Below are 15,269 nucleotides of genomic sequence, written 5' to 3'. Positions count from 1 at the left end.
GTTCATGCCGCAAACAGCGCCCTTGACCGGGACACTCTCCGCCGCCCTGCTCTTCATGGAGAACAGGCCGTATATGATGAAAAAAACAATGCCGAGCCAAACTGGTTTCATGCGTCATCCTTGAAAACGTTCCCGCAGCTCCGGGAACTTCACCGGCATTCATCGCAACAACCGTGCCATGAAATCCAGCCGGCCCGGGATGCGCATAAGCACTTGTTTTCAGGGGAATGACTGCATTCGTACAAAACGCGCCACTTCGACGACAGCCGGACAGCAACTGACGACAGGCTGACATTCATAATCCATATCGAAAGAATGGATTTAGATATCCAGACTCAACCACTTTCCGGGCGCCACCCGCTCCAGCGACCAGTCGCCAATCGAATACCGGATCAGTCTGAGGGTGGGAAATCCGGCCGCGGCCGTCATGCGCCGCACCTGGCGGTTACGACCTTCGCGAATGGTGAGCGCAAGCCAGCCGGTAGGAACGTTCTTGCGAAAACGCACGGGCGGATCGCGCTGCCACAAGCCGGCGGGTTCAGCCATCGCCCGCACCTCCGCAGGCAAGGTCATCCCGTCATTGAGCTGCACGCCGCGCCGCAAGCGCTCCAATGCTACCTCGCCGGGAATGCCTTCCACCTGCACCCAATAGGTCTTGGGCAGCTTGTGCTTCGGATCGGTGATGCGATGCTGCAATTTCCCGTCGTCGGTAAGCAGCAGCAGGCCTTCGCTGTCGGTATCCAGCCGTCCGGCGGGATAAACATCGGGAACGGCGATATAATCGGCCAGCGTCGGGTGCATCCCGTCACGGCTGAATTGGCAGATCACGCCATAGGGTTTATTGAACAACAGGATGCGACTCATTTAATAATTTCTTACCCATTTCCAAGAACATCATGACGACCCCAAAGATCATCTACACCCTGACCGACGAAGCGCCGAGACTGGCAACCTACTCCCTGCTGCCCATCATACAGGCCTTCACCAAGGCGGCCGGGGTCACCGTCGAGACCAGCGACATCTCGCTGGCCGGGCGCATCCTCGCCAGCTTCCCCGAGCATCTGACCGCCGCCCAGAAGGTCGCGGACGGGCTGGGCGAACTGGGCGCACTGACAATGAAGCCGGAAGCGAACATCATCAAGCTGCCGAATATTAGCGCATCGGTTCCGCAATTGAAGGCCGCGATCAAGGAACTGCAGTCACAGGGCTTCAAGGTGCCCGACTATCCAGAAGACCCGAAGACGGATGCAGAGAAGGAGATCAGGGTGCGCTACGGCAAGGTGCTGGGCAGCGCGGTGAACCCGGTACTGCGTGAAGGCAACTCCGACCGCCGAGCAGCCGCATCGGTCAAACAATACGCGCGCAAGCATCCACACCGCATGGGCAAGTGGCTCCCCAGTTCCAAGACCCGCGTGGCGCACATGAACAACGGCGATTTCTACGGCAGCGAAAAATCCGTAACCGTGCCGGAGGCCGTCACCACCCGCATCGAATTCTCGGGCAAGGATGGCAAAATCACCCTCCTCAAGGACAAACTTGCACTCAAGGCTGGCGAAGTGATCGACGCCGCCGTGATGAACCGCCGTGCGCTACGCCAGTTCTACGCCGAACAGATCGCTGCCGCGAAGAAGGAGGACGTGCTGCTGTCATTGCACCTGAAAGCCACCATGATGAAAGTGTCCGACCCCATCATGTTCGGCCATGCCGTCTCCGTGTTCTTCCAGAAAGTGTTCGACAAGCATGGAGTGCAACTGCGGGAGATGGGCATCAACGTCAACAACGGTTTCGGCGATATGGAGGCGAAGGTATTCGCCTTGCCGGAAGCCCAACGCTCCGCGCTCGTGGCCGACATCGCCGATTGCTTCCGCAACGGGCCGGCGTTGGCAATGGTGAACTCCGACAAGGGCATCACCAACCTGCACGTGCCTTCCGACGTGATCATCGATGCGTCCATGCCGCCGATGATCCGCGATGGCGGCAAGATGTGGGGAGCCGACGGCAAGCCTTATGACACGCTGGCGATGATCCCCGACCGCTGTTACGCGGGCATCTATGCCGCCGCCATCGAAGACTGTAAAAAAAATGGGGCACTCGACCCCGCCACCATGGGTAGCGTACCCAATGTCGGGTTGATGGCGCAGAAAGCCGAAGAATACGGTTCGCACGACAAGACCTTCGAAATCGCCAACGATGGCGTGATACGCATCGTTGACGAGAACGGCAAGGTGTTGCTGGAGCAGAACGTCGAACAAGGCGACATTTTCCGTGCCTGCCAGACCAAGGATGCCCCCATCCAGGACTGGGTGAAGCTCGCCGTCACACGCGCGCGCCTGTCCGGCACGCCTGCCATCTTCTGGCTGGACAAGAACCGCGCGCACGATGCGCAGATCATCGCCAAGGTCGAGCGCTACTTGAAAGATCACGACACCGGCGGACTCGACATCCAGATCATGGAACCGGCAGATGCCTGCCGCGCCACACTGGCACGTGCCCGCAAGGGACTGGACACCATCTCCGTCACCGGCAACGTGCTGCGCGACTACCTCACCGACCTGTTCCCCATCCTGGAACTCAACACCAGCGCCAAGATGCTTTCCATCGTGCCGCTGATGAACGGCGGCGGCATGTTCGAGACCGGCGCGGGCGGTTCTGCGCCGAAGCACGTGCAACAGTTCCTGCAGGAAGGCTACCTGCGCTGGGATTCGCTGGGCGAATTCCTTGCACTGGGCGTGTCGCTGGAACATCTGGCGCAGACGTTCAAGAATCCCAAGGCGCAGGTGCTGGCCAATACGCTGGACCAGGCAATCGGCAAAATCCTCGACAACGACAAGTCGCCAGCCCGCAAGGTCGGCGAGATTGACAACCGTGGCAGCCATTTTTACCTCGCCCTGTACTGGGCGCAGGCATTGGCCGCGCAGGCCGGCGACAGGGAGTTGCAGCAGAGGTTTGCGCCGCTGGCGCAGACTTTGACCGACAACGAGACCAAGATCAACCAGGAACTGTTGGCGGTGCAGGGCAAGCCGGTCGATATGGGCGGCTACTACCATCCGGACTTTGGCAAAACCTCGCAGGCAATGCGGCCAAGCACAACGTTCAATACGGCCTTGAACGCCCTTTGATCAGGACAGGCAGCACCTTCCTCCTGCCCCGGACCACACAAAAAAAGCCCGCCGCTTGCGCGGCAGGCTTTTTACGGCAACAAAAAAACCGCTAATTAGGCGGCTTGAATGTTGGAAGCTTGCTTACCCTTCGGGCCTTGCACCACTTCGAAAGAGACCTTCTGGCCTTCTTTGAGGGACTTGAAGCCGCTCATGTTGATTGCGGAGAAATGTGCGAACAAGTCTTCGCTGCCATCATCGGGAGTAATGAAACCGAAACCCTTTGCGTCGTTGAACCACTTAACAGTACCGTTTGCCATGCTTTGCTTCCTTACAAAAAACGACGGGTGGAAATCCCGTCAAATTGTTTGAATTCCAAGATCGCAAATGGGACCGCACATGGCAAAACCAGCACTGCAGATACTTTGATTCAAACACCCGAGCGCTTTTTACCCCACTTGAACTTATAACGTCAAGGGCTAAATACAAAATATTGTCGAATTGACTTGAAAAACCCGAGCTAATCGTCAAATATGCATCCGAGCATAGGGTGAGAATAGCGAACGATGGCAATCAAGCAAGAAAACGTAAACCTGCTGGAGCGCAGCAAGACCAAGCCGCCCAAGCTGTACAAGGTGATCCTGCTGAACGACGATTTCACCACCATGGAATTTGTGATCGACGTTCTGAAGACTTTTTTTTCGATGGGCCAGGAACGAGCGACGCAAGTCATGCTCCAAATACATAATGAGGGTTCGGCCGTGTGCGGCGTCTACCCGAAAGACATCGCCGAGACCAAGGTATCTCAGGTATCGGCGTTTGCAAAGCAGCATGGGCATCCTTTACGATGCCAGACGGAGGAAAATTAAATGATCGCGCAAGAACTGGAAGTCAGCCTGCATCTGGCATTTGTCGAAGCCCGCCAGAAACGGCACGAATTCATCACGGTCGAGCACCTGTTGCTCGCCATGCTGGACAATCCGTCGGCAGCCCACGTGTTGCGTGCCTGTGGCGCGGATATCGAGGAATTGCGTGCAGTGCTGGTGCAGCACATCGAGACCCACACCCCGGTGGTGCCAGGCACGGGCGAGGTGGACACACAGCCTACCGTCGGCTTCCAGCGCGTGATCCAGCGCGCCATCCTGCACGTGCAATCCACCAACAAAAAGGAAGTGACCGGGGCGAACATCCTTGTGGCGCTTTTCGGCGAGAAGGAATCGCATGCGGTCTATTTCCTCAACCAGCGCGCCATCACCCGCCTCGACGTGGTGAACTACATCGCGCACGGCATCAACAAGACCGCGGAAATACAGCCTTCGACGCAGAAGACGGCGAATGAAACCGATGCCGATCAGGAAGGCAGCAACGACAGCGCGCTCAAGAATTACACGCTGGATCTCAATGCACACGCCTTGGCAGGCAAGGTCGACCCGTTGATCGGACGCGGCATGGAACTGGAGCGTGTGATCCAGACTTTGTGCCGTCGCCGCAAGAACAACCCTCTGCTGGTCGGCGAAGCCGGCGTCGGCAAGACAGCCATCGCCGAAGGCTTGGCACGCAACATCGTCGAAGGCGAGGTGCCCGACATCCTGAAAGATGCACACGTCTATGCATTGGATATGGGCGCCTTGCTGGCCGGTACCAAGTACCGGGGCGATTTCGAACAGCGCCTGAAAGCGGTGCTGAAGGAATTGAAGGACGCACCGAACGCGGTGCTGTTCATCGACGAGATCCACACACTCATCGGCGCGGGAGCCGCGTCTGGCGGTACCATGGATGCGTCCAACCTGCTCAAGCCTGCGTTGTCGGGCGGGCAGCTGAAATGTATCGGCGCCACCACCTATCAGGAATATCGCGGCATCTTCGAAAAAGACTCGGCCCTGTCGCGCCGCTTCCAGAAGATCGACGTCTCCGAACCCTCGGTCGAACAGACGATCGAGATCCTGAAAGGACTGAAGTCGCGCTTCGAAGAGCACCACAGCATCAAATTCAGTTCCGCCGCCATCACCAGCGCCGCCGAGCTTTCTGCGCGTTACATCAACGACCGCCATCTGCCGGACAAGGCGATCGACGTATTGGACGAGGCCGGTGCAGCGCAACGCATCTTGCCCAAATCGAAACAGAAGAAAGTCGTCGGCAAGCACGAGATCGAGGAGATCATCGCCAAGATCGCCCGCATCCCTGCGCGCACCGTGTCGCACGACGACCGCAATGCGCTGAAAAACCTCGACCGCGACCTGAAAGCCACCGTGTTCGGGCAGGACAAGGCCATTGACGCGCTGGCCCGCGCCATCAAGATGTCGCGCAGCGGCCTCGGCAATCCGCAGAAGCCCATCGGCAGCTTCCTGTTCTCCGGCCCCACGGGTGTCGGCAAGACGGAGGTGGCGCGCCAGCTTGCCTACAGCATGGGCATGCCCATACACCGCTTCGACATGTCCGAGTATATGGAACGCCACGCCGTCTCTCGCCTGATCGGCGCTCCTCCCGGCTATGTCGGCTTCGATCAGGGGGGCTTGCTCACCGAAGCCATCACCAAGCAACCCCATTGCGTGCTGCTGCTGGACGAGATCGAAAAGGCTCACCCGGACATTTTTAACATCCTGTTGCAAGTGATGGATCACGGCACGCTCACCGACAACAACGGACGCAAGGCCGATTTCCGCAACGTGGTGATCATCATGACCACCAATGCCGGCGCCGAAGCACTCAACAAGACTCAGATGGGCTTCACCAGCGTCTCTTCCGCAGGAGACGAAATGGTCGACATCAAACGCCTGTTCACGCCAGAGTTCCGCAACCGCCTGGATGCCATCGTTTCGTTCGCACCGCTGTCGAAGGAGATCATCCTGCGCGTAGTGGACAAGTTCCTCATGCAGCTGGAAGAACAATTGCACGAAAAGAAAGTGGATGCACTGTTCACCGATGCGCTCAAGGACTACCTGGCGGAACACGGTTTCGATCCGTTGATGGGCGCCCGCCCGATGGCGCGGTTGATCCAGGACACCATCCGCTCGGCCCTGGCCGACGAACTGCTGTTCGGCAAGCTGGCGAACGGCGGCAAGGTCACCGTGGACGTGAAGGACGGCAAGGTGGTGCTGGAGTTTGAAGAGGAAGCCGTCCCTGCCTGATTCCGGTTACCGGGGGCGTTTCGCCCCCTCCCCCACCGGTCCCCTGCACTTCGGTTCGCTTGTCGCCGCCGTCGGCAGTTTTCTCGACGCGAAGCATCACCACGGCACCTGGCTGGTACGCATGGAAGATCTCGATGCACCGCGCTGCATGCCGGGTGTGGCAGAAGACATCCTGCGCACGCTGGATGCGTTCGGCCTGCATAGCGATGAGCCCATCCTGCATCAGAGCCAGCGCACGACGGCTTATGCCGAGGCATTGCGCAAGTTGCAAGTCGGCGATGCAGTGTATCCGTGTTGCTGCACGCGCAAAGAGATCGCAGATTCCGCATTGCACGGCATCGATGGACCGGTCTATCCCGGCACATGCCGCAAGGGCATCCCGGCCGGGCGTGAAGGGCGGGCCTGGCGCGTGCGAACGAACGACAAGCCGGTTGAATTTGATGATGCATTACAAGGCCGAATCTCCCAGCGCTTGGAAAGCGAGGTCGGCGATTTCGTGGTGAAACGCGCCGATGGCCTGTTTGCCTATCAGCTGGCAGTGGTGGTGGACGATGCGTTCCAGGGCATCACACATATCGTGCGGGGTGCCGACCTGCTGGATTCCACACCGCGCCAGATACACCTGCAACGTTTGCTTGAACTCCCCAGGCCACGCTACATGCACCTGCCTGTCGCGGTGGACAAAGCGGGGGAAAAGTTGAGCAAGCAGACGCTGGCTGCGCCAGTGGATGAATCGCATCCCGCCAGGACGCTGTTGCGCGTGCTGGATTTCCTGCAGCAATATCCACCAGAGAGTTTGGCCACCAGCGACGTGAGAACGATTCTGGATTGGGCGATACGATACTGGAACCCCGCCCGCCTGCAGGGAATCACGATGCTCCCCGTATCCGCCTGAACGGTCAGTTCGCTCCCCGGCGCTGCCGGACGAATTCGAAGATGGCTGGAAGGAAGGAAACAAAAATGATGGCGATGATCATCAAGGTGAGGTTGTTCTTGATGACCGGGATGTTGCCGAAGAAGTAACCCGCCAGCGTCAAACTGCCGATCCAGGCCAAGCTGCCCAGCGCGCTGAACACCACGAACAGCCGATAGCGCATGGTGCCAATGCCTGCCACGAACGGAGCGAAGGTGCGAACGATGGGCAGGAAGCGTGCGAAGATGATGGTCTTTCCGCCATGCCTTGCATAAAAATGGCGAGTCCTCTCCAGATGCTCGTGCCTGATGAAGCGCTGACCGGAGCTGTTGAGCAGCCGCAGCCCCAGCAAGCGCCCGATCCAGTAATTGGTATTGTCGCCACCGAAAGCCGCGAGTACCAGCAAAGGCAGCAGGATATGCAATTCCAGCGAACCCATGCCGCACAAGGCTCCCGTCACGAACAACAGCGAATCGCCCGGCAAAAAGGGGGCGACGACCAGCCCGGTCTCGGAGAAGATGATGGCGAACAGGATGGCATAGATCCATACGCCATAGTCATGCACCAGTGCCAGCAGGTGTGCATCCAGGTGCAAAATGATGTCGAGCAAGATCGGAGCCCCTGGCTTACGGCAACACTTCTTCTGCTTCGGTCTTTTCCGGCTTGATGAAATCTTCGCGCGACACGCCGAACATCATCAGCAACGGGCTGGCCACCAGCACCGAGGAATAAATACTGAACAGGATGCCGATGGTCAGCGCCAATGCAAAGTAGTGCAACGTTTCGCCGCCAAGAAACAGCATGGAGGTCACCATGATCTGCGTGCAGCCGTGGGTGATGACGGTACGCGACATGGTGCGGGTGATGGCGTTGTCGATGATCACGGCAACTTCGGTCTTGCGCATCTTGCGGAAGTTCTCGCGGATCCGGTCGAACACCACTACCGATTCGTTCACCGAATAGCCCAGCACCGCCAGCACCGCAGCCAGCACGGAAAGCGAGAATTCCCACTGGAAGAAGGCGAAGAAGCCGAGAATGATGACCACATCGTGCAGGTTGGCGATGATCGCCGCCAGACCGAATTTCCACTCGAAGCGTATCCACAGATAACCGACGATCCCCAGGCTGACCAGCAACAGCGCCATGGCGCCGTTATCGACCAGATCCTTGCCGACTTGCGGTCCGACGAATTCGACACGGCGCAGTTCGACATTCGCATCCTGCTGATGCAGGGTGTCCATCACCTGCTCGGAAAGCTTGGCGCCAGCCTTGTTCTGCTTGAGCGGAATCTGCACCAGCACATCCTGGCTGGAACCGAAGTTCTGTACCAGTGCGTCGTTCAGGCCGATGCTGCGCAGCTGTCCGCGCACCTTTTCCAGATCGGCCGATTGGGCGTAATGCACCTCCATCACCGTGCCGCCGGTGAAGTCCACACCGAAGTTCAGCCCCCTGGTGGCCAGGAAAAACACGGCAAACAGGAAAGTCACGAGCGAAATGGTCGTGGTGTAACGACCATAGCTCATGAACGGGATGTCTTTTTTGATACGGAAGAATTCCATGTCTTAATTCCCTTATGCGTCTCGCTACGCGAGCGGACTAACCTATCGCGACCTTGTTCAAACGCACCTTGCTGCCATAAATCAGGTTCACCAGCGCGCGCGACACCAGCACCGCGCTGAACATCGATGTCAGGATGCCCAGGCACAGCACAACGGCAAATCCCTTGATCGGGCCGGAGCCGAACATGAACAGGGCGACACCGGCGATCAGGGTGGTGATGTTGGAGTCCAGGATCGTGGCAAAAGCGTTCTCGTAGCCGGCATGGATCGCCGTTTGCGGCGGCACGCCGTTACGCAACTCCTCGCGGATGCGCTCGTTGATCAGCACGTTGGCGTCGATCGCCATGCCCAGCGTCAGCGCGATACCTGCCATGCCGGGCAAAGTGAGCGTAGCCTGCAACATCGACAGCAAGGCAACCAGCAGCAGCAGGTTCGCGCCCAGTGCCAGCACCGACACCGTGCCGAACATCAGGTAATAGACGACCATGAACACGGCGATGGCGATGAAGCCGATCTTGGTGGAATCGAAACCGCGCTTGATATTGTCCGCCCCCAGGCTCGGGCCGACGGTGCGCTCCTCGACGATCTCCATCGGCGCGGCCAGCGCTCCGGCACGCAGCAGCAACGAAGTATCCTTGGCCTCCTCCGTGTTCATCTTGCCGCTGATCTGCACACGCCCGCCGCCGATCTCTTCGCGGATCACCGGGGCGGTAACAACCTCTCCCTTACCCTTCTCGAACAGGATGATGGCCATGCGCTTGCCGACGTTCTCGCGCGTGGCTTCCTTGAATTTGCGCGCCCCCACCGCGTCCAGGTTGATATGCACGGCAGGCTCGTTGCTGCGGCTGTCGAAACCGGGTTGTGCATCGTTGATGCGCTCGCCGGTCAGGATCACGGTCTTCTTCACCAGCAGTGGCGTACCGTCGCGATCCTTGAACATATCGGTGCCGAAAGGCACGGCTGCCCCGTCGACATAATGGTGCTCGTCATCCACCAAACGCACTTCCAGCGTGGCGGTACGCCCAAGGATATCCTTGGCGCGCGCGGTATCCTGCACGCCCGGCAACTGCACCACGATGCGGTCGGCCCCTTGCTGCTGGATCACCGGCTCGGCCACCCCCAGCTCGTTCACCCGGTTGCGCAATGTGACCAGGTTCTGCTGCACGGCGGATTCCTGTATGCGAATCTGCTCTTGCTGCTTGAGATGGGCGAGCAACAGGAACTCGCCGCCTTCCTCGCGCGTGCCGAATTCCAGCCCGCCGAAATGCTGCTTGAGCTCCTCCTCGCCTTTGCCGCGCGCATTGGCATCGCGGAATCGGGTGGTAATCGAACTGGCATCGCGGGTGACGCCGGAATAGGGGATGTTCGCTTCACGCAAAGTACTGCGGATATCGCTGGAAGCCGATTCCAGCGCCTTGTCCAGCGCAGCCCTCATGTCGATCTGCAGCAGAAAGTGCACCCCTCCGCGCAAGTCCAGACCAAGGTACATCGGCAGGGCATTCAGGTCGGCCAGCCACTGCGGCGAACGCGCCAGCAGGTTGAGCGCCACCATATAGTCGTCGCCAAGCTGGGCATGCAGCAGGTCTTTCGCCTTGATCTGCGTATCGGTGTCGTTGAAACGCGCCTTGACGCTGGTGGCATCCAGCGACATGGCTTGCGGATTCAGTTGCGCCGCCTTCAGCGCCTCTTCCACCCGCGCCATCAGGGCCGTATCGGCCTTCAGGTTGGAACGCAGCGGCAGCACTTGTACCGCCGGCGCTTCGCCGTACAGGTTGGGCAAGGCATACACTAGGCCCAGCAGCAGTACAGCCAACACCAGCAGGTTCTTCCACAGTGGATAGCGGTTCATTGCGACACCTTGATTTGCGGCATGGTTGAAATGGATCAGATCGACTTGATCGTACCCTTGGGCAGGACGTTCTGCACTGCGGCTTTTTGCACCTGGACCACGACGTTGTCGGATATCTCGACCGCCACATTGTCTTCGCCGACCTTCACGACTTTGCCGAGCACGCCGCCGACGGTGGCGACCTCGTCACCCTTCTGCAACGCCTCTATCATGGCCTTCTGCTCTTTGACGCGCTTTTGCTGCGGGCGCAGGATGAGGAAATAGAACACCGCCAGCAAGGCGACCAAAGGCAGGAACTGCATGAAGTCCCCGCCCTGCGGGGCCGCCGCTGCGCCGTCCGCATAAGCGTTGCTGATGAACATCTCGCTGATAGAAATCATAACCACTCCTGTCGAAAAATAGGGTTCAAAAATCAAAGGCGGGCATTCTATCACGGAAGACATGACTGTCTTGCTACGCGCCCGCCGGCCTACAAACCAGCCCGCGCCCGGCGAAATCCGGCCGCAAATTCGGCAAACTGTCCGCGCTCGATGGCCGCACGCATGTCCGCCATCAGTTCCTGGTAGTAATGCAGGTTGTGGATGGAATTCAGCCGCGCACCGAGTATCTCGTTGAGACGGTGCAGGTGGTGCAGGTAGGCACGGCTGAAATTCCTGCAGGTATAGCAAGTGCATTGCGCGTCCAGCGGACTGGTATCCAGCCGGTATTGCGCATTCTTGATGCGCACATCGCCGAAACGCGTGAACAGGTGGCCGTTGCGCGCATTGCGCGTAGGCATCACGCAGTCGAACATGTCGATGCCATGCCCCACCGCATCCACCAGGTCTTCCGGCGTCCCCACGCCCATCAGGTAGCGCGGCTTGTCCTGCGGCAGTTGCGGCGCAGTGTGCTGCAGGATGCGCAGCATATCCTCTTTCGGCTCGCCCACTGACAGGCCGCCGATGGCGAAACCGTCGAAACCGATATCCATCAATCCGCGCAGCGATTCGTCGCGCAGCTGCTCATGCATGCCACCTTGCACGATGCCGAACAGCGCGTTGACATTGCCCTCATGCGCCCGCTTGCTGCGCTCGGCCCAGCTCAACGACATGCGCATCGACTCCCCTGCCACTTTCTCGTCTGCCGGATAGGGGGTGCATTCGTCGAAGATCATCACAATGTCGGAATTCAGCACGCGCTGGATGCGCATCGACTCTTCCGGGGAGAGGAAACATTTGTCGCCGTTGACCGGCGATTTGAATTCCACGCCGCCGCCGGTGATCTTGCGCAGCGGCCCCAGGCTGAAAACCTGGAAACCGCCCGAATCGGTGAGGATGGGCCTGTCCCAGCCCATGAAGCGATGCAGGCCGCCGTGGGCGGCGATGACTTCCAGCCCCGGGCGCAGCCACAGATGGAAAGTATTGCCGAGCACGATCTGCGCCCCCATGTCCTTCAGCTCCTGCGGGGACATCGCCTTGACCGTGCCATAAGTGCCGACCGGCATGAAAGCTGGTGTCTCCAGCTTGCCGTGAGCCAGATCCAGCGTCCCGCGACGGGCGGCACCCGAGGTGTTATGTAAAGTGAATTTCATTGTTCTCTTTCTATCAACATCGCATCGCCATAGCTGAAGAAACGATATTCCTGTTCCACCGCATGACGGTACGCCGCAAGCATCTTATCCATGCCCCCGAAAGCGCACACCAGCATGAGCAAGGTGGATTTCGGCAAATGGAAATTGGTGAGCAATACATCGACCACCCTGAAACGGTATCCGGGCGTAATGAAGATGGCCGTCTCGCCAGCCCCCGCCGCCAATCCGCCGCCGGATGCCGCACTTTCCAGGGCGCGCAGGCTGGTCGTCCCCACCGCGATGACCCGCCCCCCCTTTGCCATCGCTGCCGCAACTGCATCCACTGTGGCTTGCGGAATGCTGTAGCGTTCGCTGTGCATGACATGCTCATCGATCCGTTCGGCGCGCACCGGCTTGAAGGTCCCTGCGCCGACATGCAAGGTCACGTAGGCGATATCCACACCTTTGCCACGCAGGGTTTGCAGCATCTCCTCGCCGAAGTGCAATCCGGCCGTGGGGGCCGCCACAGCGCCGGGCTCCCGTGCAAACACGGTCTGATAGCGTTCGTCGTCCTCCGCTTCGGCAGCATGGGTAATATAAGGCGGCAAGGGCAAATGGCCATATCGCTCCAACAGGGTATATACCGGCTCATCGCCCTCGAAATGCAGCCGGAAGAATTCGCCGTCACGCCCCAATACCCGCACCCACAACTTTTCGGCCAGCAACAACCGGCTATCCGGTTTGGGGGCCTTGCTGACGCGGACTTGCGCCAGCACGCCATGCTCATCCAGCACCCGCTCGACCAGCACCTCGACCTTGCCCCCACTCTCCTTTTCGCCGAACAGGCGGGCCTTCAGCACACGGGTATCGTTCAGAACCAGCAGGTCATGTTCCCGCACCAATCCCTGCAGATCGACGAATTGATGGTCTTGCAGACCCGATCGCCCAACCAGCAACAAACGGCTCGCCCCTCGCCGGGCGGGCGGATGCTGGGCGATCAATCGCTCTGGCAAAATGAAGTCGAATTCGTCGGTGCGCATGAAAACCCACTGGATACCGGAAGAAAAACGCGCATTGTAGTTGATGAGGGGTGGCGTTTCATGGATAATTCGCGCCCTTCCCTTGCCGGGGTGATGGAACTGGTAGACGTGCCGGACTCAAAATCCGGTGCCTGAGAGGGCGTGGGGGTTCGAGTCCCCCCCCCGGCACCAAATTCGCGGTTTGTGTCAACGCGACAATAACCAGCCGCGTTATAGGTTCCGACACAGTAGTGTCATAAACGTTTATCAACTACTCATGGAGCCTCAAATGAAACTGATGTCCACTCTGATCGCTGCCGTATTCGCTCTGGTTTCTTTCTCTGCCGTTGCCGCTGATGCCGCTGCTCCTGCCGCTGCTCCTGCCGCCGCTGCCGCTCCTGCTGCTGCCAAGGAAGAAGCGAAGCCAGCCAAGAAAGCCCACAAGGCTAAGGCAAAGAAAGCCAAGAAGTCCAAGAAAGCCAAGGCCGCTGACGCAGCTGCCAAGTAATCTGGCTTCATCCAAGAAAGGCAGGGGCAACCCTGCCTTTTTTATTTCGTTTAGAATCCCCCCATGATCTGGAAACCACACGCCACCGTCGCAGCCGTCCTCGAGCAGGATGGCAAGTTCTTGCTGGTGGAAGAACACACCCCGCATGGCCTGCTGTTCAACCAACCAGCCGGGCACTGGGAAGCAAACGAGACCCTGCCCGCAGGGGCGGTACGCGAAGCATTGGAAGAATCCGCCTACGAATTCGAGCCGGAATACCTGATCGGCGTCTATCGCTGGCATTCCACCGCATCCGACACCACCTATCTGCGTTTTGCCTTCGGTGGTCGCATCCTCGCCCATCATCCCGAACGCGCGCTGGACAAGGGCATCGTGCGCGCAGTATGGATGACGCCGGATGAGATCCGTGCCACCCAGGCACGCCATCGCAGCCCTCTGATCCTGCGTTGCGTCGAAGATTACATCGCGGGCAAGCGTTATCCGCTGGATTTGATTACGCACTATGAGTAAAGGGCAATCCCTCACCCGAACCTTCTCCCAGAGGGAGAGGGGCCAATCGTGAAAAGCAATCGTAAAATCACTGTCGTCGTCGGGATGTCCGGCGGCGTGGATTCTTCCGTCACGGCACTCCTGCTGAAACAACAGGGCTACGAGGTCATCGGCCTGTTCATGAAGAACTGGGAAGAGGATGATGACAGCGAATACTGCTCTTCGCGCCAGGACCTGATCGATGCCGTCGCCGTGGCCGATACCATCGGCATCCCCATCGAGGCGGTGAACTTCGCCAAGGAATACAAAGACCGTGTATTCAGCTACTTCCTGCGCGAATACGAGGCCGGGCGCACGCCCAACCCGGATATCCTGTGCAATTCGGAGATCAAGTTCAAAGCCTTCCTCGATCACGCCATCCGCCTGGGTGCCGATGCCATCGCCACCGGACATTATGCGCAGGTGCGCGAAGCCGATGGCGCATTCCAGCTGTTGAAAGCCAGGGACGACAGCAAGGACCAGAGCTATTTCCTGCACCGGCTGAACCAGCAGCAACTGGGCAAGGCAATGTTCCCGCTGGGGCAACTGCTCAAGTCGCAGGTGCGCGATATCGCCCGCGAAAACGGCCTCGCCAACCACGCCAAGAAGGACAGTACGGGCATCTGCTTCATCGGGGAACGCCCGTTCCGCGAATTCCTCAACCGCTACCTGCCCACCAAGCCCGGTGACATGGTCACGCCGGAGGGTAAAGTGGTGGGGCAGCACATGGGGCTGTCGTTCTACACCTACGGCCAGCGCCAGGGGCTGGGCATCGGCGGTTCGCGCGAGACCACCGGCGAGCCGTGGTTCGTCGCCGGCAAGGACATGCCGCACAACCGCCTGATCGTGGTGCAGGGCCACGATCACCCCTTGCTGCTCAATCCGCAGCTCGATGCACTGGATATGCACTGGATCAGCGGCCATGCACCCGACACCGCGCGCAGCTACGCCGCCAAGACCCGTTATCGCCAGCAGGATGCTGCCTGCCACATCGCCCTTGCCAGCGCCGATACCGCGCACTTCACTTTCGACGAAGCGCAGTGGGCCGTCACGCCGGGCCAGTCCGTCGTGGTTTACGACGGCGAGATCTGCCTCGGCGGCGGCATCATCAAGTAACC

The 15,269-nt window shown here is 59.3% G+C and carries 15 protein-coding genes and 1 tRNA gene; 8 read left to right on the top strand and 8 right to left on the bottom strand.

Going from position 1 to position 15,269, the window contains the following annotated elements; all coding sequences use genetic code 11:
- Positions 1-321: 321 nt before the first annotated feature.
- A complete protein-coding gene (locus tag L6418_RS04465; RefSeq protein WP_237248270.1) occupies positions 322-864 on the bottom strand; it encodes a pseudouridine synthase in 543 nt (180 codons plus the stop codon).
- Positions 865-896: 32 nt separating this feature from the next.
- On the opposite strand from L6418_RS04465, the gene L6418_RS04460 reads away from it, so the two are divergent.
- Positions 897-3,119, top strand: a complete 2,223-nt coding sequence (locus L6418_RS04460; protein ID WP_237248269.1) for an NADP-dependent isocitrate dehydrogenase — start codon at positions 897-899, stop codon at positions 3,117-3,119.
- A 95-nt stretch (positions 3,120-3,214) separates the two neighbouring features.
- Here the strand turns inward: L6418_RS04460 and L6418_RS04455 are convergent, their stop codons facing one another.
- Entirely contained in the window at positions 3,215-3,418 is a 204-nt protein-coding gene (locus tag L6418_RS04455) for a cold-shock protein (protein ID WP_237248268.1), read from the bottom strand.
- 246 nt (positions 3,419-3,664) lie between these two features.
- Between L6418_RS04455 and clpS the strand changes: the two genes are divergently transcribed.
- Genes clpS through gluQRS form a run of 3 tightly spaced genes read left to right on the top strand, consistent with a single transcriptional unit; the run spans position 3,665 to position 7,121 of the window.
- A complete protein-coding gene (clpS, locus tag L6418_RS04450) occupies positions 3,665-3,967 on the top strand; it encodes an ATP-dependent Clp protease adapter ClpS (protein WP_237248267.1) in 303 nt (100 codons plus the stop codon).
- Positions 3,968-6,226, top strand: a complete 2,259-nt coding sequence (clpA, locus tag L6418_RS04445) for an ATP-dependent Clp protease ATP-binding subunit ClpA (RefSeq protein WP_237248266.1) — start codon at positions 3,968-3,970, stop codon at positions 6,224-6,226. It begins immediately after the preceding gene.
- Positions 6,201-7,121, top strand: coding sequence for a tRNA glutamyl-Q(34) synthetase GluQRS (gene gluQRS, locus L6418_RS04440; protein WP_237248265.1), 921 nt, complete (start codon positions 6,201-6,203; stop codon positions 7,119-7,121). Before clpA ends, gluQRS begins: the two co-directional genes overlap by 26 nt.
- A 4-nt stretch (positions 7,122-7,125) precedes the next feature.
- Here gluQRS and L6418_RS04435 read toward each other — a convergent pair whose 3' ends face one another.
- The 6 genes from L6418_RS04435 to queA all read right to left on the bottom strand — a co-directional run bounded on the left by L6418_RS04435 (position 7,126) and on the right by queA (position 13,136).
- Positions 7,126-7,749 carry a DedA family protein gene (locus L6418_RS04435; RefSeq protein WP_237248264.1) on the bottom strand — a complete coding sequence of 208 codons (624 nt, stop codon included), beginning with the start codon at positions 7,747-7,749 and terminating at the stop codon, positions 7,126-7,128.
- Between the two features lie 16 nt (positions 7,750-7,765).
- Positions 7,766-8,698: a protein translocase subunit SecF gene (gene secF, locus L6418_RS04430; protein WP_237248263.1), complete on the bottom strand. Its 933-nt coding sequence runs from the start codon at positions 8,696-8,698 to the stop codon at positions 7,766-7,768.
- 37 nt (positions 8,699-8,735) lie between these two features.
- The gene (gene secD / locus L6418_RS04425; protein WP_237248262.1) at positions 8,736-10,547 is read right to left on the bottom strand and encodes a protein translocase subunit SecD; all 1,812 of its coding nucleotides are present in this window, start codon (positions 10,545-10,547) and stop codon (positions 8,736-8,738) included.
- A 35-nt stretch (positions 10,548-10,582) separates the two neighbouring features.
- On the bottom strand, positions 10,583-10,909 hold the full coding sequence (gene yajC / locus L6418_RS04420) for a preprotein translocase subunit YajC (protein ID WP_237248702.1): 327 nt from the start codon (positions 10,907-10,909) through the stop codon (positions 10,583-10,585).
- Positions 10,910-11,016: 107 nt separating this feature from the next.
- Positions 11,017-12,117, bottom strand: coding sequence for a tRNA guanosine(34) transglycosylase Tgt (tgt, locus tag L6418_RS04415; RefSeq protein WP_237248261.1), 1,101 nt, complete (start codon positions 12,115-12,117; stop codon positions 11,017-11,019).
- A complete protein-coding gene (queA, locus tag L6418_RS04410) occupies positions 12,114-13,136 on the bottom strand; it encodes a tRNA preQ1(34) S-adenosylmethionine ribosyltransferase-isomerase QueA (RefSeq protein WP_237248260.1) in 1,023 nt (340 codons plus the stop codon). The genes tgt and queA overlap by 4 nt, the downstream gene beginning before the upstream one ends.
- An 84-nt stretch (positions 13,137-13,220) precedes the next feature.
- Between queA and L6418_RS04405 the strand changes: the two genes are divergently transcribed.
- The 4 genes from L6418_RS04405 to mnmA all read left to right on the top strand — a co-directional run bounded on the left by L6418_RS04405 (position 13,221) and on the right by mnmA (position 15,267).
- Positions 13,221-13,307: transfer RNA gene (locus L6418_RS04405), tRNA-Leu, on the top strand.
- 97 nt (positions 13,308-13,404) lie between these two features.
- The gene (locus tag L6418_RS04400) at positions 13,405-13,623 is read left to right on the top strand and encodes a hypothetical protein (RefSeq protein WP_237248259.1); all 219 of its coding nucleotides are present in this window, start codon (positions 13,405-13,407) and stop codon (positions 13,621-13,623) included.
- Between the two features lie 63 nt (positions 13,624-13,686).
- A complete protein-coding gene (locus L6418_RS04395) occupies positions 13,687-14,133 on the top strand; it encodes an NUDIX hydrolase (RefSeq protein ID WP_237248258.1) in 447 nt (148 codons plus the stop codon).
- Between the two features lie 48 nt (positions 14,134-14,181).
- Positions 14,182-15,267 (top strand): tRNA 2-thiouridine(34) synthase MnmA, encoded by a 1,086-nt coding sequence (mnmA, locus tag L6418_RS04390; protein WP_269807825.1) that lies wholly within the window; start codon positions 14,182-14,184, stop codon positions 15,265-15,267.
- Positions 15,268-15,269: the final 2 nt, after the last annotated feature.

The organism is Sideroxyarcus emersonii, assembly GCF_021654335.1.
Taxonomy (GTDB): domain Bacteria; phylum Pseudomonadota; class Gammaproteobacteria; order Burkholderiales; family Gallionellaceae; genus Sideroxyarcus; species Sideroxyarcus emersonii.
The sequence above is the reverse complement of the archived record's forward strand: the minus strand, read 5'-3'. Positions and strand labels throughout refer to the sequence as shown.

Coding starts and splice junctions, on each gene's coding strand:
- L6418_RS04465 (WP_237248270.1), bottom strand. CDS start 864: ATGAGTCGCATCCTGTTGTTCAATAAACCCTATGGCGTGATCTGCCAA.
- L6418_RS04460 (WP_237248269.1), top strand. CDS start 897: ATGACGACCCCAAAGATCATCTACACCCTGACCGACGAAGCGCCGAGA.
- L6418_RS04455 (WP_237248268.1), bottom strand. CDS start 3,418: ATGGCAAACGGTACTGTTAAGTGGTTCAACGACGCAAAGGGTTTCGGT.
- clpS (WP_237248267.1), top strand. CDS start 3,665: ATGGCAATCAAGCAAGAAAACGTAAACCTGCTGGAGCGCAGCAAGACC.
- clpA (WP_237248266.1), top strand. CDS start 3,968: ATGATCGCGCAAGAACTGGAAGTCAGCCTGCATCTGGCATTTGTCGAA.
- secF (WP_237248263.1), bottom strand. CDS start 8,698: ATGGAATTCTTCCGTATCAAAAAAGACATCCCGTTCATGAGCTATGGT.
- secD (WP_237248262.1), bottom strand. CDS start 10,547: ATGAACCGCTATCCACTGTGGAAGAACCTGCTGGTGTTGGCTGTACTG.
- yajC (WP_237248702.1), bottom strand. CDS start 10,909: ATGTTCATCAGCAACGCTTATGCGGACGGCGCAGCGGCGGCCCCGCAG.
- tgt (WP_237248261.1), bottom strand. CDS start 12,117: ATGAAATTCACTTTACATAACACCTCGGGTGCCGCCCGTCGCGGGACG.
- queA (WP_237248260.1), bottom strand. CDS start 13,136: ATGCGCACCGACGAATTCGACTTCATTTTGCCAGAGCGATTGATCGCC.
- L6418_RS04400 (WP_237248259.1), top strand. CDS start 13,405: ATGAAACTGATGTCCACTCTGATCGCTGCCGTATTCGCTCTGGTTTCT.
- L6418_RS04395 (WP_237248258.1), top strand. CDS start 13,687: ATGATCTGGAAACCACACGCCACCGTCGCAGCCGTCCTCGAGCAGGAT.